Source organism: Sneathiella aquimaris, assembly GCF_026409565.1.
GTDB classification, from domain to species: Bacteria; Pseudomonadota; Alphaproteobacteria; order Sneathiellales; family Sneathiellaceae; genus Sneathiella; species Sneathiella aquimaris.
Genome location: NZ_CP112881.1, coordinates 791,747 through 813,999, shown reverse-complemented (window position 1 = coordinate 813,999; position 22,253 = coordinate 791,747). Strand labels below are relative to the sequence as shown.

The window sequence follows — 22,253 nt, the reverse complement described above, 5'->3', positions numbered from 1 at the left end:
TTAAAAAAATTACTTTTTACAACGGGCACTAACGCAGCGTTCCACAGAAGCGAGGTCATTATGAATACGAATATTCGTAAAATTCTGATCGGCAAGCAACGCAGCAACATCAGATGCCTGCCCCTTTCCCACCTCAAAAACAACCGCACCCTCTGGCGTCAAATACTGGACAATATCCTGAATGATTTCGCGATAACACACTAGGCCATCGGCGCCACCGTCCAAGGCCGCGCGTGGTTCATACACCGAAACTTCGGGCTCCAATATTTCCGTAACCTCCGTTTCAATATAAGGAGGGTTACTGATAATCAGGTCGTATGTGCCTGTCACCGATGAAAACCAATTGCTTTGTTTAAATGATATCCGATCACTTAGCCCCAAATGAGCGGCATTCTTTGCAGCAATATTCAATGCTGCACTACTCTGGTCAACAGCAAGGCCTTGCGCCTGCGATATTTCCGCCAACAATGTCAGGATAAGGCATCCACTCCCTGTGCCAAGGTCCAGAACCCTTGAAACACCGGTTTCTTCCGCGATCGACAGGGCAGCCTCAATGAGGGTTTCACTATCCGGCCTTGGATCAAGAACATCAGATGTCACAAAATAATTCCGGCTCCAGAATTCTCTGCGGCCAAGTATATGCGAAACAGGCTCCCGACTCTCGCGTCTTTGGATGGAATTCTCAAAAGCATCAGATTGGTCTTTTGTCAAAAGCCGCTCTGGTTCTCTAAACTGTATTTCCCGGTCTCCCGCGAAGATATCTGCCAGTAATATACGCGCATCCTGCGACGCACCAACAATACCCGCCTTTTTCAGGCGAATAGTTGCCTGTCGCAAAGCATCCGCAATGGACAGGGACATTTAGACCTGACCCTCGACTTCGGCCAGTCGTTCCGCCTGATCTTCTGCAATCAACGCATCAATAATTTCATCCAGCGCCTCGCCGGCAATTACCTTGTCCAACTTATAAAGCGTTAAATTTATCCGATGGTCCGTGACACGCCCTTGTGGAAAATTATAGGTGCGAATGCGTTCTGACCGGTCGCCGGAGCCAACCTGTCCTTTTCGTTCAGCCGAGCGAGCTTCTGCTTTGGCTGCCCGTTCGGCCTCATAAATACGGGACCGCAAAACCGACATAGCCTTCGCTTTATTTTTGTGTTGGGACTTTTCGTCCTGCTGCTGAACAACGATACCGGTTGGGATATGCGTAAGACGAACGGCTGAGTCTGTTGTATTAACGGACTGCCCACCCGGGCCGGATGCCCTGAAAATATCAACCCGAACATCTTTTTCATCGATCTGAACGTCAATTTCTTCGGCTTCGGGCAAAACCGCCACTGTCGCTGCGGACGTGTGAATACGCCCTCCGGTTTCCGTTTCCGGAACCCGCTGAACACGGTGCACACCGGATTCAAACTTTAACTTCGCAAAAACATTACTGCCCGTGACTTTAATAACGGCCTCTTTACATCCTCCGATATCCGATTCAGAGAAAGACATGGTTTCACAGCGCCATCCCATCGTTTCAGAATATCGTTGATACATACGCATCAGATCCCCGGCAAAAAGGGCGGCTTCATCGCCGCCAGTCCCGGCACGCAATTCCAAAATAGCGTTCTTTTCGTCGGCATCGTCTTTAGGCAACAGCTGAAGCTTGATCGCGTGCTCAAGATCGGGCAATGCTTCTTTCAATTCGCGAAGCTCTTCTTGTGCAAGCTCTGCCATTTCAGCGTCCATATCCCCGCCTTCCAGCATTTCTTCCAGATCTGAAACTTCGCTTCTGGATTTCTGAAAGGTCTGAATAGTTTCTACAACCGGCTTCAATTCAGCGTATTCGCGGCTCATTTTTACAAAATCTTCGCCAGCAACATCGCCCATTTCGCCCGCCATCGCGGCTTCAAGTTCCTCAAAACGGGAAAGGATCATTTTCAGCGTGTCTTCAGGTAACATCCGGTGATCCTATCTATATTGCTGTAATTTTGCAGTAATCTGATCGAGAGGAATTTCTTCCTGACTGCCTTCATCAAGGTTTCGGAACGTACAAACGTTCCGCGCTAATTCATCTTCTCCGATAAGAATAGCGGCCCAGGCATTCGCTTTGTTCGCCTGCTTCATCCGTTTGCCCACATTGCCCTTAAACGACATTTCGATCATTTCTCCGCCCAAACGAAGATCATGCGCCAATGCAAGGGCCATTTTTTCTGCGACCTCACCAACAGGGACAACGGCGACAGGTCTTGGGGCTTGTGGCATACCTTCCAGCATCAAGGCCAGACGCTCCATCCCTCCGGCCCATCCGATACCGGGTGTTGGCTTGCCGCCCAATGCCTCGATCAAGCCGTCATAACGGCCTCCCGCGATAAGGGCCCCTTGGGCGCCCAAATCCGTGGTGACAAATTCAAAAGCGGTATGTGTGTAGTAATCCAACCCCCGCACCAGACGACGGTTCAAATCATAAGAAATACCCAATTGATCCAGTCCCTCAAGAACGGATGCGAAAAAGGACTTGGAATGATCATTGAGATAATCATCAAATTCGGGGGCTCCCTCAACCAAGGCCTGATCCCCTTTATCTTTACTATCCAGGATTCGTAGTGGGTTCTTCGTTAAGCGGGTTAGGCTATCGGCCGAAAGTTTGTCCTTGTAGGCGCTAAAATACTCAACTAGCGCATCCCGATACGCCTGACGGCTGTCTCGGTCACCAAGCGTATTAATCTGCAAACGACACCGGTCCAGAACACCCAAAGACTGCAGAATGGCTGCACCAACGGCAATCACCTCAACATCGGCTTTCGGATCGTCCGATCCAACACATTCCAGATCGATTTGGTGGAATTGCCGCTGCCGCCCTTTTTGCGGCCGCTCATAACGAAACATAGGACCATTGGCAAAAACCTTGAACGGTACATTCTGTTGCAGGCCATTACTGATAAAGGACCGGCAAATTCCAGCCGTATATTCAGGGCGTAATGTCATACTTTCGCCGCTACGGCTTTCAAACGAATACATTTCTTTGGAAACGACGTCCGAGGTTTCGCCCATTGTACGGGCAAAAACTTCTGTAAACTCGAAAATGGGTGTCGCCATTTCGGAATAACCAAAGCGGGCCGCTATGTCTCGCGCTGTATCTCGCACGTGGGCGTGGCGTCTGAAATCCTCTGGTAACAAATCATGTGTACCGCGAACTGGCTGAGGTTGTGACACTTTTTTCTCCGCTTTATTACCGGGCATTGACCCGTCTAGAAATCACTAAAGTTAAAAGGGCTGACCGTATTATTCAGCCGCGTTTGCAGCTTCAATTTCTTCTGCTTTGGCTTCGACCAATTCCACAATATGATCGACCATTCCGTCCGTATCAATTTTATGGTCTGTCATTCCACTGAGATAAACCATATGGTTTCCCTTACCGCCACCGGTTAGCCCAATGTCTGTTTCACGCGCCTCGCCAGGGCCGTTTACAACACAGCCGATAATCGACAAGGTCAACGGGGTTGAAATATGCTCCAACCTTTCTTCCAGTTTCTCAACAGTCTTAATGACTGGAAAGGCCTGACGCGCACAGGAAGGACAGGAAATGATTGTGACACCCCGGTGACGCAATCCAAGGCTCTTCAGGATCTCATACCCCACCTTCACCTCTTCAACAGGATCGGCAGATAAAGACACCCGAAGCGTATCGCCAATACCGGACCATAACAGCATCCCCAAACCAATAGAGGATTTAACCGTTCCCGATGTAAGCCCGCCAGCTTCAGTAATACCAAGATGAAGCGGATAATCACATGCATCCGCCAGACCCTGATACGCTGCAACTGACAAAAACACGTCTGACGCTTTCACGCTGATTTTAAAGTTTGTGAAGTCGTTATCTTCGAGAATACGGGCGTGATTGAGAGCTGACTCAACCATCGCTTCCGGACAAGGTTCTCCGTATTTCTCCAGAAGCTCTTTTTCAAGGCTTCCCGCATTAACCCCAATGCGCATGGAACAATTGTTATCGACAGCGGCTTTCACCACATCTCGCACGCGCGCGGCTGACCCGATATTTCCCGGATTAATCCGAAGGCAGGCGGCCCCTGCTTCAGCGGCTTCAATGCCACGCTGATGATGGAAATGAATGTCCGCGATGATTGGCACTGTCGTTTCACGTACAATCTCTTTCAGCGCCCGCGTGCTTTCCACATCCGGGCAGGACACACGGACCATATCGGCACCGGCTTCTTCCAAAGCGTGAATTTGGCCGATTGTCGCAATTGGGTCGGACGTCAAGGTATTGGTCATCGACTGCACACTGATCGGGGCATCCCCGCCAACAGGCACATTACCAACATTGATCTGACGTGATTTACGGCGAATAATATCGCGATAGGGTCTAACACTCATGAGGCTGAATTTTCATTCTCAGAAAAAGCGGACAATCCGCATCTACAAATTTCGCATAAAATGGCTGTTTCAGCGGCAAATATCAAGCTTTAGCTCAATCCAAAGTCAATGCTGCCAAAACCAGCGCTCAATTTTGGAATTGATGACGGTAGTTTTCAGTTGGAAGAGCTCATTTTCTTTTGAATTTCCGCAGGCTCCAGCGACAATTTGCGAATGATGTCACCATATCGCCCAAGGACACCAAGAACGCTACCATCCAGACGAATCTCAATTGCGGCGGCATTGGAGGCACTCAATGTCAAACCGGGTTTCAACGGCACCATATAGGAATCGCCGTTTTCCATAACACCGTCAAAGATCACGGTCGCGTCTTTATCCAAAACCTGAACCCATGCTTCTTCCTGGGCCCGCAGAACAATCCGCGCATCGGAATTTTCAACACCCAGTGCTTCAGGTGCAGGGCTTGACGTTTCTTCAGCGGAAGGATCATTTTTAACGGTCAGAACCGTTTGCGGAAAGGAGGCTTCCGCCTGCTGATCCGACAGAAGTGATGCCACATCAGAACCAACCACCGTTTCAGTATTCTCAGCGTCCGCGAGCTTTTCACTATTCTTTGTAATCGGTACGGATTTTTCTTCGAGACTAACAGTCACGGCTGGCTCGCTGACAACAACATCAGTCGCTTCACTGTCCACACTTTTCGGCATTTCTTTTTCCGAACGATCAATTTGATTATCCTGTTCGGCAGAAGAGAGTTCTGTCTTTTCAGTGGAAGAGACTTCCGTCTTCTGTGGTGCCGTCGTTTTAAGCAGACCCTCTGCCTCAGCCTGCACAGTCTCCGAATCCGTCGAAAGCACTTCCTGATTGGCTGCGCCCGAAACAGGTGGTGACTGATCAGCGAGACTTTCAGCCGCGACGGGCGCGCTTTCGACCAGTGGAACCGAAGGGGTGGGCTCCAACATAGTTGGGGAACGGCTTATTCCATTCTCTGGCTCGGAGGTCTTGTCAAAGAGGGCAGCCAAATCATTGCCGTTATTTTGGCCGATTGCATCCCCATCTGTCGCCGGACTGGCGGCCGTCCCTTTTTCAGTTTCCAAATTTTCTGTTTGCAAAAATGTTTCCAGCTTGCTTGCAAGCCGATCAGGCAAATCCGGCACCAATTCAATGTCCGCTTTATCGCCACCTAAATAATAAAACCATCCGCCAAACACAACGGCTGCAGCCAGACAGGTACCGATCAGCAAACTGCCCCGCGGCATTTTACCTTCAGAGGTAGGTTCCGGAAAAGTAAGCTCCGGCGTGTGAAGATTGCCGTCATGCTCCAACCGATACAATTTAACAAGCTCGACAGCGTCCAGGCCAACCGCGTTCGCATAGGAGCGTAAAAAACCAGTGACAAAAGCCTGGCCGGGCAAGCTCGCATAGTCGCTATTTTCGATCGCCTGTATCTGCCGTGGACGCAACCGCAATTGTTCAGCGACGTCATGCAAAGAAAGTTCTTTGGCTTCCCTTGCCAGGCGCAGACGGTCGCCAACGCGGATGTAGACATCTTCTTCATGGTCATAAGAAGCGTCATCAGAAGAAAAATCCACAACCTGCTCTTTCACTGTTTCAGTAGCCGATTGGCCGCCCTTATCCGGGTCAGACTTTTCGTCATCCGAAATTGTCAGATTGAGACGTTTTTGCGCCTCATCCTCCAATGGCAATTCTTTTTGTTTCGCCATTTCAGGGTACCGTTAAATTACATTTCAATTCAGTTGCCTTTCCCGCTTCCCAGGAAAAGCACTTGAACGATAATTTATTTTTTGAGTGTTGTCCGCAAAAAAGATTAAAGCTCAAACAGTTAAGGTCGTTTCACTCTTAAAAAAATCACACGATAATCGAATGATCTTTCGCAAATGCACGAAGCTGTTCACGGGCTGAAATAACTTTCGAGTTGCATAGACGTTTGGTGAATTCGTTAATTTTAGCAATATCAGCGCTGCGCACCATTTGCTTGACAGGGCCAATGGCTTCAACCGACATCGACAGAGACCGATAACCAAGCCCGATCAACGTCATCGCTTCCAAAGGTTTACCGGCCACATCCCCACAAATCGAAACGGGAACGCCCGCCTTGTCGCATTCCCGCGCAATATATTGCAGCATCGATAAAAAGCTTGAGCTCAAGACATCGTATCGATCTGTCACCATCGCGTTTCCGCGATCAACGGCATAGAAAAACTGTAATAGATCGTTCGAGCCGACAGATACAAAATCGACCTCTCTTAACAGATGAGGCATTTGCCAGATGATGGAGGGCACCTCAATCATCGTTCCAACTTTCACCTGTTTAGGACCTCTTCCCTTTTCTTTTTCCCGCTCTATTTCGCGGGTCAGAAGAGATTTGGCTTCAAGAAATTCGGAAACCTCGGCAATCATCGGGAACATCAGACTCAGATTTCGACCGGCGGCGGCGCGCACCATCGCCCGTAATTGCGCTTTCAAAAGCGCTGGACGATCCAACCCAATTCGAATGGCCCGCCACCCCAAGGCAGGATTTTCTTCTTCCTTCATCTGAAGGTAAGGAAGAACTTTGTCACCACCAACATCCAGAGTTCTGAAAATAACCGGCCGATCACCGGCTTTATCCAGAACAGTGGAATATAATTCAGTCTGTTCATCCACTTTCGGCATCTTGGAGCGAACCATAAACTGTAATTCTGTCCGAAAGAGCCCAATACCATCGGCGCCAGCGGAATCAAAATGGTCCAGATCGATTAGCAGACCCGCATTCATATGCAGATCCACCAGTTGACCATCCTTGGAAATTGCTTCTTTATCCCTTAAAGCTGCAAATTTCGCCTGCCGTTCTTCCCGGTGACGAACACTACGATCGAACGCCTGCGTAACATCGTCGCCCGGACGCAGGAACACCTGCCCGTGTTCCCCGTCGACAAGAACATAATCACCCTGCTCGACAGAATCGTAGATTTCCTCGCATTGACCAATGACCGGGACGCCCAGTGCCCGTGCGACAATCGCAACATGGCTGCTTCTTGTTCCCTCGACCAACACAACAGCCCGCAAGTTTGACTGGTCGTAATCCAAAAGCTCAGCAGCGCTCATATTGCGGGCAACAACCACCGTCTCCTGAGGCAGATGGTGGCGATCAATGCCCTGATTCCCCTCAAGATGCAGATAAAGCCGGTTTGCCAGATCATCCAAATCCGACAAACGCTCCCGAATATACGGGTCCACAATTTCTTTCATCCGATTGCGGGTATCATCCTGAACACGCTTGATCGCCGCTTCCGCCGTCAACCCAGCCCGCACCGCAGTTTCCAGCCGCTTCAACCAGCTTTTGTCATGGGCGAACATTTTATAGGCTTCGAAGATATCCTTGGATTCTTCGCTGGCCAGCGCATCTGTGGTATTCAGCATATCGTCAACTGAACTTTGCAACCCGCTCACAGCGACTTCAAGACGCACCAATTCATCGGCCATGTTATCGGCGATGGTCTGCCGCACTTCGATGCGGGGCTCATGAAGAATTGCATAACCTGCTGCCAGCCCTTCGGCCAGAACACGCCCCGCAAGACGGTGTGGCAACGTGGCATTGCCGGCCGTATCCAACAGTTCTGTCGAACTGATCATTTCTTCTGAACTGACCAGTTCAGCAACAACCATGGCGACGGTTTGAATAGCCTCTACTTCTTCTTCCGTATAATGGCGCATGGTCCGGTTCTGAACCACCAGAACACCAATAACACGGCCCCCGCGTAAGATCGGAGCCCCTAGAAGAGAATGGTAAGCTTCCTCACCCGTTTCAGGGCGATAAGCAAATTGAGGATGACTTTGCGCATCGGATAGATTTAGCGGGCGGGCATGGGCGGCGATATCACCGACCAGTCCTTCACCAACCCGAAGACGGGTTCTGTGGACGGCTTCTTTATTCAGTCCCTGGGTCGCGAAAAGCTCCAGGACATCTCCAGCCCGCATCAAGTAGCATGAGCAGACTTCCGCAATCATATTGGAGGCAATCAGGCCAACAATTGTCTGCAAGCGGAGCTCAGCATCCCCTTGTCCCGCCATCACCCTCCGGAGTTGACGGAATAATATTCTCGGGCCGCTGACTGCCGCGTTGCTCATCTATCCAAATGCCTTCCTGCCAACAAGGTTAGGCAAAACTATTCGCCGCCTCATCAACCAGTTCCTGCAAAATATCTTGTGTTGATTGCTCTTTTTTGACCATACCAACACTTTGACCGGCCATAACCGAACCATATTCAACATCACCGTCAATCACGGCGCGCCGCAAAGCACCGGCCCAAAAATGCTCAATTTCCAGTTGTGCACTTTCCAGATCAAGTTCGCCAGCTTTATATTTGGCGATGACTTCATGCTGAGTTTCAATAAACTTACGGCCGCCTTCGTTATTCAATGCCCGGACCGGAATAACAGGGAATTGAGGGTCCACCTGCACAGTTGTTACAGCATCCCTTGCACTGGCACGAATGAATGCCTTCTTGAAATCGGCGTGGGCGATACATTCCGTAGCGCAGACAAACCGCGTTCCCAGTTGCACACCTGATGCGCCCATTCGCAGATAATTGGCAATAGCTTCACCTCGGGCAATCCCCCCGGCAACAAAAACCGGAACATCTGTAATATGGGGCAGAATTTCCTGCGCCAAAACACTTGTGGAGACAGGGCCGATATGCCCCCCTGCTTCCATGCCTTCAATGACAAGGGCATCCGCCCCTGATCGAATAAGCTTCTTTGCAAGCGCAAGGATGGGAGCAAAACAAATAGTTTTGGCACCCCCGTCTTTTATCTTGGTGATGGTATCCCGGGCTGGCAAACCACCTGCCAGGACGACATGCCCCACATTGTTTTCAAGGCAAACATCGACAAGCTTATCCAACTCTGGATGCATGGTAATCAAATTGACCCCGAAAGGCTTTGATGTCATTGCCTGCGTTGCCTTGATTTCTGTATCCAGCAGATCCGGTGTCATGGCGCCACAGGCGATAACACCAAATCCGCCAGCATTTGAAATAGCGGCAACGAGATGACGTTCTGAAACCCAGGACATCGCCCCGCCCAGAATTGCATATTCTGTTCCCAGGAATTCACACCCGCGATCCCAGGCTACCTTCAGCTTCTGAAGGCCTTCATGTGTCATTGTATCTGTCATTATATCAGGCTGCATCCAGATTAAAGGCGGAATGTAACGTGCGTACTGCAAGTTCTGTATATTCTTCTGCGAGGAGAACACTAACCTTGATTTCTGAGGTTGAAATCACCTGAATATTGATCCCTTTTTCTGCCAGGGCGCTGAACATTGTCTGCGCAACCCCTGCATGGCTGCGCATGCCCATACCGACGATGGAGACTTTTACAACATTCGGGTCGGGAACAATCGCCTTGCAGTTCACTTCCCCTTTGAGGTTCTCAAGAACTTTCAGGGCAGGATCAAGTTCATTGCGACCAACTGTAAAGGTCAGGTCCGTGGCTTTACCGTCTTCAGACACGTTTTGAACAATCATGTCCACATTGACATGGGCATCTGCAAGCGCCCCAAAAACCAGCGCTGCAACGCCAGGCTGATCGTTCACCTGTTGCAATGTTACCTTTGCTTCATCCCGTGTATAGGTGACGCCACTTACTACTTGATGTTCCACTATGTCATCCTCATCAACAACCAGTGTTCCTGGTAATTCTTCAAAACTGGACAGTACTTGCAACTTAACCCGGTGCTTCATCGCCATTTCGACTGAGCGGGTTTGCAATACCTTTGCGCCAAGTGATGCCAATTCAAGCATCTCTTCATAAGTAATTCTATCAAGTTTTGATGCTTTTGTCGCGATGCGGGGATCTGCTGTATAAATTCCGTCCACATCCGTATAGATATCACACTGATCCGCTTCCATCGCGGCAGCAAGGGCAACCGCTGATGTGTCAGACCCCCCCCGTCCTAACGTGGTAATGCGGCGGCTTGAGGCGATCCCCTGAAAACCAGCGCAAACAGCAACCTGACCATCCTTAAACCGTTCAACAAGATCTGAACAGTCGATATCCTCGATCCGTGCAGCACCATGGACATCACTGGTTTTTACGGGAATTTGCCATCCAAGCCAGGAACGGGCGTTCACTCCAAGATCCTGTAGCGCCATGGATAACAGTCCGACTGTCACCTGTTCACCACTGGAAACAACCACATCATATTCGCGCGCATCATGCAGCGCGGCGACATCAGACGCCAAGCCAACCAGACGATTGGTCTCTCCGGACATTGCCGAGACAACAACCGCTACTTCGTTGCCGGCGTCCACTTCTTTTTTGACGCGTTTGGCCACATTCTTGATCCGTTCAACAGACCCCACAGATGTGCCACCAAATTTCATAACCAGCCGTGCCATGACTGCTGTAACCTTTCGACCTCGCCTTTTTTATAAAGGCATACTTAAAATTTAAGGAACGGGTACCTTTTCCTTTTGAAGGAGCGTATACATATACTTAACACAGCATGCTGGGCAAGCGCAGCGATCAATTTTATTAGTTATTTGGACTATTTTTGGACGACAAGCCATGAGTGACGCGGCAAATTCTAAGTCAGTTGACCCGAAGGAAATCTCGAATTTCGCCGCAATGGCGGATGAATGGTGGGATGAAAAAGGTAAGTTTAAACCTCTTCACAAGTTCAACCCGATCCGAATTGGGTATATCCGGGATCAGGTCATTCATCATTTCGGTTTGCAGCCGACTGAAGGAGCCGGACAGCTCAAGCCTTTAAAGGGCTTGCGATTGCTTGATATTGGCTGTGGCGGCGGACTACTGAGTGAACCCATGGCGCGGTTGGGCGCCGAAGTGGTTGCAGCCGATGCCTCGGAAACCAATATCCGTGTAGCCTCGTTGCACGCTGAAAAAATGGGACTGTCAATTGACTATCGGCATACTACAGCTGAAGAACTTGCCGCGGCAGGCGAAAAATTTGACATTATTCTGAATATGGAAGTCATAGAGCATGTAGCGGATGTAGACGGTTTCAACGCGTCTTGCTGTGAAATGCTGAAGCCCGGCGGCATTCTGTTTGTGGCAACCCTCAACAGAACAATGAAAAGCTATGCGCTGGCAATTGTCGGTGCTGAATATATCTTGAGGTGGCTACCGCGCGGGACCCATAACTGGAAAAAGTTTCTGCGGCCGTCTGAGGTGATTAAGATGGTGCGCAATCGTGGCCTGTTAATAAAAGACATGTCTGGAGCAACCTATAACCCGATTAATGATAACTGGCGATTAAGTCAGGATTTCAGCGTCAATTATATGATCGCCGCCCATAAACCCTCATAAATTCCATACCCCCATTTGACCTCTCCTTTGAAAATGACTAATCAGGGGCTGTCACTCTTTTTGGATAGATACTATGTCGCTGCCTATTTCACCCTTGGCACCCGCCCGGTTTCCTGATCTTCCTGTGGTTAAGGGAGTTCGTTTTGCAACGACGAATTCCGGCATGCGATACAAAGGAAGAGACGATCTCCTGCTTGCGGTTTTCGATCCGGGCACGACCGTCGCTGGCGTTTTTACAAAAAACTCCATGCCGGGTGCGCCTGTCGACTGGGGCAGAAAAATCCTGCCACACGGCAAGGCCCGTGCGCTTGTCGTTAATGCTGGTATCGCCAACGTATTTACAGGCTCTGCGGGCATCAGGACCGTCGAGGAAACTGCGAAAAAAACGGCAGAACTTGTTGGCGGGAAAGTCGAAGAGATTTATATCGCCTCAACGGGAGTTATTGGCGAACCAGTTCCAACCGAAGCCATCACCCAAACATTGCCAGGCATGATGGACGATTTGTCCGAAAACAAATCAGAAAACGCAGCTGATGCGATCCTGACCACGGATACTTTTCCCAAAGGCGCCCATGCAACTTGCGACTTGAACGGCAAAACCGTAACGATCACCGGCTTTGCAAAAGGCTCTGGGATGATCGCGCCGGATATGGCGACCATGCTGGCTTTCCTGTTTACCGACGCAGACATTCCCTCAGACATCCTGCAAGCCCTGCTGGCAGAGGTGAACGAGAAGACCTTTAATTGTGTCACTGTTGACAGTGATACGTCGACCAGTGACAGCGTCCTTCTTTTTGCAACAGGGACAGCGACGAATAAGGCACCTGACAGCAAAACCGATCCATCGCTGAATGGCTTCAAGCAAGCATTGTTCGATGTTATGGCCGACCTTGCCAAACAAGTTGCCAAAGATGGAGAGGGCGCGACCAAATTCATTACCGTTTCAGTGACCGGTGCAACCAGTGATGCATCTGCCAAAACCATTGCTTTGGCGATTGCCAACTCACCGTTGGTAAAAACAGCGATTGCAGGCGAAGACGCGAATTGGGGACGGGTTATCATGGCCGTTGGCAAATCCGGCGAGAAGGCCGACCGGGATAACATTGCCCTGAAAATATGTGGCCTTCAAATTGCGGCAAACGGGGCACCTGATCCGTCATACCGGGAAGAGGAAATCGTGCCGCTCATGAAAGGCAAGGATATTACAATCGATGTCGACGTTGCCGTAGGGCATGGCCAGGCACATGCATGGACCTGCGACCTGACACACGGATATATCGAAATCAACGCAGATTATCGGAGCTGACAAACCCATGTCATCCTTGCCAACTGTTTTAGTTGTTGCCGTCGCCCTGGTGGATGACGATAACCGTGTTCTGATTGCCCAGCGCCCCGAAGGCAAAAGCATGGCAGGCTTGTGGGAATTTCCTGGTGGCAAAGTGGAAACAGGGGAAACGCCTGAAAACGCGCTTATCCGCGAATTAAAAGAAGAGCTGTCAATTGATGTAACTGCCGCCTGCCTCGCACCCTTTACATTTGCCAGTCATACCTACGAAGCGTTCCATTTGTTAATGCCCCTTTACGTCTGCCGACGTTGGGCGGGCACCCCCAAGCCTGTGGAGCGACAAACCCTCAAATGGGTTCGGGCCAATCAAATGAAAGACTTCCCGATGCCCCCTGCAGATATTCCGCTGGTGGCGATGTTGCGGGACTTGCTGTAACCCACGTGTTTTCTAGCCAACGTTCATTCAGGCAAGCAAGCTGTCTTCCAAAATAGGTCTGTTTACTCAGGTTTCTTCTGGTCGAGAATATCTGTCAGGCTTGTTGTTGCGCTTCCTCGTTTCAGAGGAACCTGCTGACTCTCATGGGGCGACCATCCGGTAAGATAGATGATTTGGAACGTCGCCGGAATAAGGCCTTCTTCATCGGCATATTTTTCAAAATACAGCTCTGCCATACGCATCAAGACCTTTCGGCCAGTGAAGCTTTTCTGGCGATCGAGCAAAGCATTTGCCTCCCCCATGCCGCGCAACTCTTTCAACAGATCAAAAGGTGTCTTGTATTTAAGCGTAATGGTTTCAACGTCTGAAACCGGCAAAGCAAATCCCGCGCGTTGCAAAAGCGCGCCCGCATCCCGAACTTCAGTAAAAGGGGAGACTCGCGGGCTTAAACCACTCCGGATTTCAAGCTCGGCCTGTGTCAGACATTCCTTTAACTCCTGAAGAGTTTCGATCCCGAATAAGGCCCCTAAAAAAATACCATCGGCCTTTAAGGCCCGGTTGATCTGAATGAGCGCACCCGGTAAGTCATTGGTCCAATGCAAACTCAGAACACTGCCAATCAAATCAAAGCTTTCAGATGCAAACGGCAGGAATTCTTCGCTGGCGACAATTTTCAAATTATTGGGTGTTTTTTCGACCATTCCCGTACTGATGTCCACTGATACTACGGTCTGCGCCTTTCCCATTGCCTCCATAGCCTGTCCAAAGGCACCGCCGTGGCAGCCTAAATCCAGTACCAGATCGTGGGTTCGGGTAATATCCAGCGACCGCTCAGCCAATCGGTCGGCAACTTCTTCGAACAGGAAGCCATGGGTGGGCCAGTCTCCATTTGCCGCACGATCCCGATGCCGACGGACACTTGATCGGTCGAATAGAAGGGGCTGAGAAGAAAAGCTGTCTGTCATTGTGCCCTTATGGCATGCACGCTATCGGAACTCAATGTCGGAAAAATGGAAAATTCCAAAAATATCTATTTTGGCGTTCTATTTTATTTTTATTCAACTAAGATTAGGAATGTTTGACCGTCACTCCATACAAAAGGCCATTACGATACTGGGAAAGGGCACCCTTGATATACTCTTTCCAGCCCAATGTGCCCGGTGCAGTGAGCCCGTAGACACTGCAAGCAGCCTGTGCGCCGGTTGCTGGCCAGACATCACCTTTATCAGTGCTCCCTATTGCGTTCAATGCGGCTATCCTTTTGATTACAATGTCGGAGAGACACCTCTTTGTGGGTCTTGCATCGCAAAACCGCCTCCCTTTTCAAGTGGCCGATCCGTTTTGAAATATGACGAGGCCAGCAGAGACATGGTTCTGTCCTTTAAACATGCTGATCGGACCGATCAGACACCTGCCTTCGCACAGTGGATGGTCCGCTCAGCGCCGGATCTTCTGGCCGCCCCCTGTTTGATCGTCCCTGTCCCGCTTCACCCTAATCGACTTTTGAAAAGGCGATATAACCAGTCCGCGCTTCTCGCCAATCAAATTGGTAGACTGACGAACCAGCCTGTCGCGCCAACCTTACTGCTCCGTAAAAAGGCGACACCAAGCCAAGGCAGTAAAACCTTTAAAGGGCGCTGGCTGAATGTAAAAGGTGCGTTTGCCGTGCGACCGACAATGCAAGAAAAGTTGATCGGCCAGAGGATCCTTTTGATTGACGATGTTTACACAACCGGTGCTACACTAAGCGCCTGCGCCGATTGCCTGCTGAATGCAGGGGCGGCTCAAGTTGACATTCTCACTTTATGTCGGGTTGTTCGGCCCGCCAACTTGTCTATATAAGACTAATCGTTCACCCAGTCAGGTATTTAAAATGAAGCGTATCGAAATTTACACAACCATGTTTTGCCCTTTTTGTTCACGGGCCAAGTCCCTGCTAAAGAAAAAAGGGATATCGTTTGAAGAAATTGACGTTACTGTTGATGCCCCGCGCAGAAAAGAAATGAGCAAACGCTCTGAAGGCGCGACGTCGGTTCCTCAGATTTTTGTCGATGGCGAACATATCGGCGATTGTGATTTCATTCATCGCCTTGACGCTTCGGGCAATCTGGATCAAATTCTAGGCGTAAAATCCTAAAATAAGGAAAGTAACCTTATGTCAAAATTCACCGCTGCCTGTGTTCAGATGACCTCTGGCACTGATCCGATTGAAAATCTTCAAGTTTCGTCGGATCTGATTAGACAAAGCATTTCGGAAGGGGCCGATTTTATTGCGACGCCCGAAGTGACAAATTTAATGGAGCCGAACAAGGCCGCGGCACGGGATATTGCTCAATATGAAGAAGACGATATAACTCTGAAAGCGTTTCGTGCTCTTGCTATGGATCACAAGAAGTGGGTTATGGCGGGATCCCTGGTGATCAAGAAGCCGGACGACGATCGACTCGCCAATCGTTCCTTTCTGATTGCACCAGATGGATCAATTGCAGGTAAATACGACAAAATCCATATGTTCGACGTGGCGTTGGAAAATGGTGAAAGCCATAAAGAATCCAATGCATACGCACCAGGAGAGAAGGCCGTTACAGTCCAGACTGATTGGGCAACAATCGGTATGACAATTTGCTATGACGTTCGTTTCTCTCATCTGTTTCAGGATCTCGCCCAAAAAGGCGGGGCCACTATTTTCACAACACCAGCCGCGTTCACACACACAACCGGGAAAGCGCACTGGCACGTGTTGCAGCGCGCAAGAGCAATTGAAAATGGCGCATTTGTAATTGCCCCTGCGCAGTGCGGGCATCATTCCAAGAAGCGACATACATATGGCCACTCGTTGATCATTGACCCTTGGGGTGAAGTTCTGGCTGACGGTGGAGATGATATCGGTGTCATACTGGCCGAAATTGACGTCGCCGAGACGCAGAAACGCCGCCAACAGGTTCCAAATCTGAAGAATTCTCGGCCCTATAGCCTATCTCTCGGAAACGACCAGCAGACCGCGGCTGAATAACGTTTTATTCTACCGCTGCGGCGAAGGGACACCTTAACCCGATAGACCAATAGTTGCACAACTCAAGCATCCTGTCTGAGGGGTTATCATCTGTCTGCAACAGGTAACGGGGTTCAGGTTGATTTTGAACCTTTTCTTTTTTGCTTCGACTAACGAATACAGCAATCACAATCGTTGGAAGCAATTTTGAAAATGTATAGCATTGGCACCATGGTTCATAAATTTGACCTGTCCAGAACTACCCTCCTTTTTTATGAGAAAAAGGGTCTGCTTGTTCCAAAAAGGCAAAAAGGGAACCGATATCGTCTCTATAGCAATCAGGACTGCGAGACGTTGGCCTGTATAAAATTACTGCGCAAATCAGGATTAACAATCGAACAGATCAAGGAGCGGCTTCAGGGCCACCCGATGCCAAGCCGCGAAACTATTCTGCGGGATCAAATATCGATACTGTCGGACAAAATTGACGTTTTAACCCAGCAGAAAATCCTTTTACAAACCATGCTGGCACCGGGCAACGCTCTTCGCACCCTTCCCCAAAAAGACTGGATTTTTCTTCTGGCCGTTCTTGGACAATCAGAACAAGTCCCGTTAAAGCAGCTAGGCACGATCACCACGAAAATGCAAAGCGCATACAAGAAGATACTAGATGTCAATCTTAGACAAACGGACGCCTCCAAAGACGCGCCGGAATACCCTGACCTCAACATTTAACCACAGAATACGGTCAGGCCTTACAAGCGACGATAGATTGCCTTACCGCGGGTTTCGGAGAAGCCCGATATCCCTCTTCGAAATCCAGAATATCAAGATCGCCAAAGGCAGTCTTCAATTCCCCTGTTTTCAGCAGAAAATCGGGGTTGCTTGGTCTGCCGTGGGCTTCATTCCCGATGGCGAAGGTTGAATAAATCAGGTGGCCTTTTGGTTTTATTGCCGCCTTCAGCATCGGAAATAGCGGACGCCAAAGATAGTTTACAACGACAATACAATCGAAACTGGCGCCAGAAAAAGGCCAGCCATTGCTTTCAAGATCGGCCTCAAGCACCGTTATTTTCTCACTGCCCAGTGCCCTGATCTTGGTCAAGTCTCGGTCAACAGCGGTCACATGACACCCTTTTTCAGCAAAGTACCGGGCGTGACGACCGCCACCACAGGCGAGATCCAGAACCGTGTGATTGCTGTCCACTAAATGTGCCTGTTTTTCGATCCAGCTTTCGATATCACTCACATTTTTTCCTTTATCAGATCAAAATCAAATCTGCGCTTTACCGGCAGTGCCATTGCAATACTTGCACTACACCAGAAAAATACCTATTTTTCACTTAGGCCGCTCGTCATCGACCGGTTGGCTTTTAATCAATGATAGATGCAGAATTGAATGATCAAGTACAATCTAAAATGTGAAAATAGTCACGTTTTTGAAGCGTGGTTCAAAAACAGCGCCGCATATGACGAACAAAGCGAGCGCAACATAATCACCTGTACATTATGCGGGAGCGTCTCCGTAACCAAAGCCCCCATGGCGCCGTCCGTCCCGAAAAAAGGAAGCGCGCCAAAAAAATCTGACACAGAGATGGAGAGCGAACACTTGCAGGTCGCGACCGCCATGAATACTCTTCGGGAAATTCGAAAAGCCGTAGAAGAAAACTGTGATTATGTCGGAGACAAATTTGCAGAAGAAGCCCGAAAAATTCACTACGGGGAAACAGAAGAACGCGGCATTTACGGACAAACAACTTTGGAAGAAAAACAGGAACTGGAAGACGAAGGGGTAGAACTTGCAACGATCCCCTGGGTTCCAACCAATGATGCATAAAAAAAGCCCGGTCAAAACCGGGCTTTTTTCTTAATCCGTTAGCCTTCTTTTTCAGGCTCCGCTTTTTTCTCATCTTCCGAGGTTTCGCCTTCCGGCTTTACAATCGAAATTGTGGCCCCTTCTTTCATTTTATCCAGCATTCCCGTGACTGAATTATTGGTCAGGGTATTTCTCAGCTGAGGTTCCATTTCAGAGAATGCAGGTGGCTGTGTATCTCTGCGGTCTTCCAGCAGAATAACATGCCAGCCAAACTGTGTCTGGACCGGCTCTTTTGTATATGCCCCTTTTTCAAGCGCAAACGCCGCTGTCGCGAATTCAGGAACCATTCGTTCTTTTACAAAATAGCCAAGATCACCGCCTGTTGTTTTTGACGGTCCCGTTGAGAACTCTTTTGCCAATTCAACAAAGTTACCACCCGCATCCAGTTTTTCAATAACCGCTTTGGCCTCCTCCTCTTCTTTAAGGAGGATGTGACGGGCATGAACTTCCTGTTCAGGCACAAAATCCTGGGTCACTTTTTCATATTCGGCTTTAACAGCCTCATCCGTTACCATTTCTTCGATTTTCTTGCGGATATAATATCCCTGAAGAATTTGATCCCGTGTTGAGCTCAGTTCACTCATGAATTCAGGCTGCTTTTGAAACTCTTCAGCCAGCGCGGCATCAAGAACGAGCTTCATATTGACCATTTGTTCAACGAGCTGTGGCTTCACAAAAGGATAGGGTGCCTGACGATATTGTTCCGGCAATGTTTCATACATCGCAAGAACTTCTGATTCTCTGATTTCCGTGCCATTAACCGTGGCAACGACCATATCAGAAGCGTCAGGGGCTTTGTCAGCTGGCGCAGTTTTATCGCCGGTAAACTGCTGCAGTGGATTTTGCATATCGGAACCGACATAGTAACCGATACCCAACGACACTCCCGCCACAATCAAAAAGGCGAGGAAATTAGCGATTTTCATGATCTATTAATCCCAGATTTGTAAGTCTTTATCCATCGATACCATAGGCCCTTGGCCTGTTTAAGTCATCGTGGCTTGATTGCGAATATAGGTCATTTGTTAGAGCACACAAGTATTGTTGCAAAAAGCAGTCCAATTCCCGTCAAAGAAGCGCATTATCAGCCTCAAATTGAAGTGATCGTTCCGGATAGATTGACAGACGGACAGTTCCCGCTTATCTGTCACCTAGGCTTATGACGATCAACCGGACCCATTCGGTTTGTCGCCCACACAATAACTATCCTGTGCGTTAATTGAATACCGTGTTCAAGAAGCGTACGTGACCGGAGTAATATCGGAAATGTTTGGTACAATTGCCAAGGCAATATTTGGCTCTTCAAATGATCGCGCCCTGAAACCTATTCTTACCCTTGTTGACAAGATCAACGGCCTGGAAGATCAGATTAAACCGCTTTCCGACGAAGCCTTGATGGCCAAAACAGTAGAGTTCAGGCAAGCACTTGCTGATGGAAAGACATTGGATGACCTGCTTCCAGAGGCTTTTGCCTGCGTTCGCGAAGCGGCCCGGCGCGCCCTTGGTGAACGACATTATGATGTTCAGCTGATGGGCGGTATCGTTTTGCATCAAGGCAACATTACCGAAATGAAAACAGGTGAGGGTAAAACGCTTGTTTCTACTTTAGCCGCTTATCTGAATGCCCTCGAAGGAAAAGGTGTTCATATCGTAACCGTGAACGATTATCTGGCAAGCCGCGACAGCGCCTGGATGGGGCAGGTCTATGAAAAACTGGGCTTGACCGTTGGATGTATCCTAAGCGGAATGTCTGATGACGAGCGCCGTGAAGCCTATGCCGCCGACATCACATACGGCACCAATAACGAATACGGTTTCGATTACTTGCGCGACAATATGAAATTTGAACGGTCCGCGATGGTTCAGCGCGACTTCAATTATGCCATCGTCGACGAAGTTGACAGTATCCTGATTGACGAAGCGCGGACGCCATTGATCATTTCCGGTCCCGCAGAAGACTCATCAGAGCTCTATCTTGCCATCAATGCACTGATCCCCAAGCTACAGGACAGTGATTTCGAAGTTGATGAGAAGGCGAAGTCCGTTAGCTTTACCGAAGAAGGTACGGAGAATATCGAACAGATCCTGCGGGATGCTGATTTGTTGAAAAGTGAGAGCCTCTATGATGTTGACAATATTTCCATTGTGCATCACGCCAATCAGGCACTGAGAGCGCACAAACTTTTTGAAAAAGACAAAGACTATATCGTCAAGGATCGCAAGGTTATCATCATTGATGAATTCACCGGTCGTATGATGGACGGGCGCCGCTATTCTGACGGTCTTCACCAGGCCCTGGAAGCCAAGGAAGGCGCAGATATTCAGCCAGAAAACCAAACTTTGGCCTCCATCACCTTCCAAAACTACTTCCGTCTTTACAAAAAACTATCCGGTATGACGGGCACGGCGTCCACGGAAGCCGACGAATTTGCTGAAATTTACGGTCTGAACGTTCTGGAAATGCCGACCAACGTTCCCGTCCAGCGTGTCGACGCTGATGATGAAGTCTATCGGACAGAAAAAGAAAAAATCGATGCGGTGATCAAGACCGTCGAAGAATGCCAGTCCAAAGGACAGCCTATTCTGGTTGGTACAGCGTCTATTGAGAAATCTGAAATGCTGTCCAGGGTCCTGAACGAACGCAACATAAAACACAGCGTTCTGAATGCCCGTTATCACGAGCAGGAAGCGGAAATCATCGGACAGGCCGGTCGGTTGGGTGCCGTGACGATCGCCACAAATATGGCGGGCCGTGGTACCGACATCAAGCTGGGCGGTAACCTTGAGATGCTGATCGCCTCAAGGACCACGGATATCGACGATCCGGAAAAAATCGAAGAGATCAAAAAAGAATCCGCGGCTCAAATCGCTGAAGAGAAGAAAAAAGTGCTGGAACTGGGGGGGCTGTTCGTTATCGCGACTGAACGCCACGAGTCCAGAAGGATTGATAACCAGCTTCGTGGCCGTGCCGGACGTCAGGGTGATCCGGGAACATCGCGTTTCTATCTGTCACTGCAAGATGATCTGATGCGCATCTTCGGTTCCGAACGCATGGACGGCATGTTGCGCAAACTGGGCCTTGAAGATGGAGAAGCGATTGTTCATCCATGGATTAACAAAGCGCTCGAAAAAGCTCAGCAGAAGGTTGAAGCCCGAAACTATGATATTCGGAAAAACCTGTTGAAGTTTGATGACGTTATGAACGATCAGCGGAAGGTCATTTACGAGCAACGCATCCAGTTGATGGAAGAAGAAGACGTTTCTGAAACCATCGTAGGCATGCGGAACGAAGCCATTGATGTAATGGTCGACACCCATATCCCACCCAAAGCATATCCGGAACAATGGCGTGTTCAGGAACTGAAGGAAGAAGTAACCGAAGTTCTCGCCCTTGATCTTCCAATTGAAGAATGGGCTCAGGAAGAAGGAATTGCAGACGAGGAAATTCGCGAGCGCCTGAAAGATCATGCGGGGCGTAAAATGGCCGAAAAAGCGGCTAATTACGGGCCTGATGTAATGCGAATGGTCGAAAAAAGCCTTCTTCTGCAAATTCTTGACCAAGCGTGGAAAGAACACTTGTTGCAACTTGATCAGTTGCGCCAGGGCGTCTCTTTACGGGCCTATGCCCAGAAAGATCCGTTGAACGAATATAAAACGGAAGCTTTTAACATGTTCGAGATGATGCTCGATCAATTGCGCGTGACTGTGACGACCTATCTGTCTCATGTCGAGCTGCAGGATCCCTCTCGCGTTGTTCAACGGGAAGAAGTCCCGGAAGAAGAGCTGCAGGCCACCCATATTGACCCAACCACTGGTGAGAATGAAATGGCCCGGGCGTTCAATGAACAGGATCCTTCAACATGGGGGAAAGTTCGCCGCAACGACGCTTGCCCTTGTGGTTCAGGCCGGAAATTCAAACATTGCCACGGACAGGCCTAATCAACCC

Annotated in this window: 20 protein-coding genes; 9 read left to right on the top strand and 11 right to left on the bottom strand. The window is 49.4% G+C overall.

Going from position 1 to position 22,253, the window contains the following annotated elements; all coding sequences use genetic code 11:
* Positions 1-9: 9 nt before the first annotated feature.
* From prmC to OIR97_RS03715, 8 genes are all read right to left on the bottom strand, one after another.
* Positions 10-861 (bottom strand): peptide chain release factor N(5)-glutamine methyltransferase, encoded by an 852-nt coding sequence (gene prmC / locus OIR97_RS03750; RefSeq protein WP_169546340.1) that lies wholly within the window; start codon positions 859-861, stop codon positions 10-12.
* Entirely contained in the window at positions 862-1,950 is a 1,089-nt protein-coding gene (gene prfA, locus OIR97_RS03745; protein ID WP_169546339.1) for a peptide chain release factor 1, read from the bottom strand.
* Positions 1,951-1,959: 9 nt separating this feature from the next.
* Positions 1,960-3,204 carry a histidine--tRNA ligase gene (hisS, locus tag OIR97_RS03740; RefSeq protein WP_169546337.1) on the bottom strand — a complete coding sequence of 415 codons (1,245 nt, stop codon included), beginning with the start codon at positions 3,202-3,204 and terminating at the stop codon, positions 1,960-1,962.
* A gap of 69 nt (positions 3,205-3,273) precedes the next feature.
* Positions 3,274-4,383, bottom strand: a complete 1,110-nt coding sequence (gene ispG / locus OIR97_RS03735) for a flavodoxin-dependent (E)-4-hydroxy-3-methylbut-2-enyl-diphosphate synthase (RefSeq protein ID WP_169546335.1) — start codon at positions 4,381-4,383, stop codon at positions 3,274-3,276.
* A gap of 155 nt (positions 4,384-4,538) precedes the next feature.
* Positions 4,539-6,107 carry a helix-turn-helix domain-containing protein gene (locus OIR97_RS03730; protein WP_169546334.1) on the bottom strand — a complete coding sequence of 523 codons (1,569 nt, stop codon included), beginning with the start codon at positions 6,105-6,107 and terminating at the stop codon, positions 4,539-4,541.
* 145 nt (positions 6,108-6,252) lie between these two features.
* Positions 6,253-8,457 carry a phosphoenolpyruvate--protein phosphotransferase gene (ptsP, locus tag OIR97_RS03725; RefSeq protein WP_219821777.1) on the bottom strand — a complete coding sequence of 735 codons (2,205 nt, stop codon included), beginning with the start codon at positions 8,455-8,457 and terminating at the stop codon, positions 6,253-6,255.
* Between the two features lie 85 nt (positions 8,458-8,542).
* Positions 8,543-9,562 carry an NAD(P)H-dependent flavin oxidoreductase gene (locus OIR97_RS03720; RefSeq protein WP_169546330.1) on the bottom strand — a complete coding sequence of 340 codons (1,020 nt, stop codon included), beginning with the start codon at positions 9,560-9,562 and terminating at the stop codon, positions 8,543-8,545.
* 4 nt (positions 9,563-9,566) lie between these two features.
* Positions 9,567-10,787: an aspartate kinase gene (locus tag OIR97_RS03715; protein ID WP_169546329.1), complete on the bottom strand. Its 1,221-nt coding sequence runs from the start codon at positions 10,785-10,787 to the stop codon at positions 9,567-9,569.
* Between the two features lie 169 nt (positions 10,788-10,956).
* Here OIR97_RS03715 and ubiG point away from each other — a divergent pair, with 169 nt between their 5' ends.
* The 3 genes from ubiG (at position 10,957) to mutT (ending at position 13,439) form a co-directional block, all read left to right on the top strand.
* Positions 10,957-11,718: a bifunctional 2-polyprenyl-6-hydroxyphenol methylase/3-demethylubiquinol 3-O-methyltransferase UbiG gene (ubiG, locus tag OIR97_RS03710; RefSeq protein ID WP_169546328.1), complete on the top strand. Its 762-nt coding sequence runs from the start codon at positions 10,957-10,959 to the stop codon at positions 11,716-11,718.
* 73 nt (positions 11,719-11,791) lie between these two features.
* Positions 11,792-13,024, top strand: coding sequence for a bifunctional glutamate N-acetyltransferase/amino-acid acetyltransferase ArgJ (gene argJ, locus OIR97_RS03705; RefSeq protein WP_169546327.1), 1,233 nt, complete (start codon positions 11,792-11,794; stop codon positions 13,022-13,024).
* 7 nt (positions 13,025-13,031) lie between these two features.
* Positions 13,032-13,439, top strand: a complete 408-nt coding sequence (gene mutT, locus OIR97_RS03700; protein WP_219821776.1) for an 8-oxo-dGTP diphosphatase MutT — start codon at positions 13,032-13,034, stop codon at positions 13,437-13,439.
* Positions 13,440-13,501: 62 nt separating this feature from the next.
* Here mutT and OIR97_RS03695 read toward each other — a convergent pair whose 3' ends face one another.
* Positions 13,502-14,404: a methyltransferase domain-containing protein gene (locus OIR97_RS03695; RefSeq protein ID WP_169546326.1), complete on the bottom strand. Its 903-nt coding sequence runs from the start codon at positions 14,402-14,404 to the stop codon at positions 13,502-13,504.
* A 109-nt stretch (positions 14,405-14,513) separates the two neighbouring features.
* Between OIR97_RS03695 and OIR97_RS03690 the strand changes: the two genes are divergently transcribed.
* From OIR97_RS03690 to OIR97_RS03675, 4 genes are all read left to right on the top strand, one after another.
* Complete coding sequence (locus OIR97_RS03690) at positions 14,514-15,281, top strand: ComF family protein (RefSeq protein ID WP_169546325.1); 768 nt, start codon at positions 14,514-14,516, stop codon at positions 15,279-15,281.
* Positions 15,282-15,312: 31 nt separating this feature from the next.
* On the top strand, positions 15,313-15,576 hold the full coding sequence (gene grxC / locus OIR97_RS03685; RefSeq protein ID WP_169546324.1) for a glutaredoxin 3: 264 nt from the start codon (positions 15,313-15,315) through the stop codon (positions 15,574-15,576).
* Between the two features lie 18 nt (positions 15,577-15,594).
* Entirely contained in the window at positions 15,595-16,452 is an 858-nt protein-coding gene (locus OIR97_RS03680; RefSeq protein ID WP_169546323.1) for a carbon-nitrogen hydrolase family protein, read from the top strand.
* A 192-nt stretch (positions 16,453-16,644) separates the two neighbouring features.
* Positions 16,645-17,166 (top strand): MerR family transcriptional regulator, encoded by a 522-nt coding sequence (locus tag OIR97_RS03675; protein ID WP_169546322.1) that lies wholly within the window; start codon positions 16,645-16,647, stop codon positions 17,164-17,166.
* A gap of 13 nt (positions 17,167-17,179) precedes the next feature.
* Here OIR97_RS03675 and OIR97_RS03670 read toward each other — a convergent pair whose 3' ends face one another.
* Positions 17,180-17,680 carry a class I SAM-dependent methyltransferase gene (locus OIR97_RS03670; protein WP_169546321.1) on the bottom strand — a complete coding sequence of 167 codons (501 nt, stop codon included), beginning with the start codon at positions 17,678-17,680 and terminating at the stop codon, positions 17,180-17,182.
* A 150-nt stretch (positions 17,681-17,830) separates the two neighbouring features.
* Here OIR97_RS03670 and OIR97_RS03665 point away from each other — a divergent pair, with 150 nt between their 5' ends.
* Entirely contained in the window at positions 17,831-18,268 is a 438-nt protein-coding gene (locus OIR97_RS03665; protein ID WP_169546320.1) for a DUF1178 family protein, read from the top strand.
* A 38-nt stretch (positions 18,269-18,306) separates the two neighbouring features.
* Here OIR97_RS03665 and OIR97_RS03660 read toward each other — a convergent pair whose 3' ends face one another.
* On the bottom strand, positions 18,307-19,233 hold the full coding sequence (locus OIR97_RS03660) for a peptidylprolyl isomerase (RefSeq protein WP_169546319.1): 927 nt from the start codon (positions 19,231-19,233) through the stop codon (positions 18,307-18,309).
* A 340-nt stretch (positions 19,234-19,573) separates the two neighbouring features.
* Here OIR97_RS03660 and secA point away from each other — a divergent pair, with 340 nt between their 5' ends.
* Positions 19,574-22,246 (top strand): preprotein translocase subunit SecA, encoded by a 2,673-nt coding sequence (gene secA, locus OIR97_RS03655; RefSeq protein WP_169546354.1) that lies wholly within the window; start codon positions 19,574-19,576, stop codon positions 22,244-22,246.
* Positions 22,247-22,253: the final 7 nt, after the last annotated feature.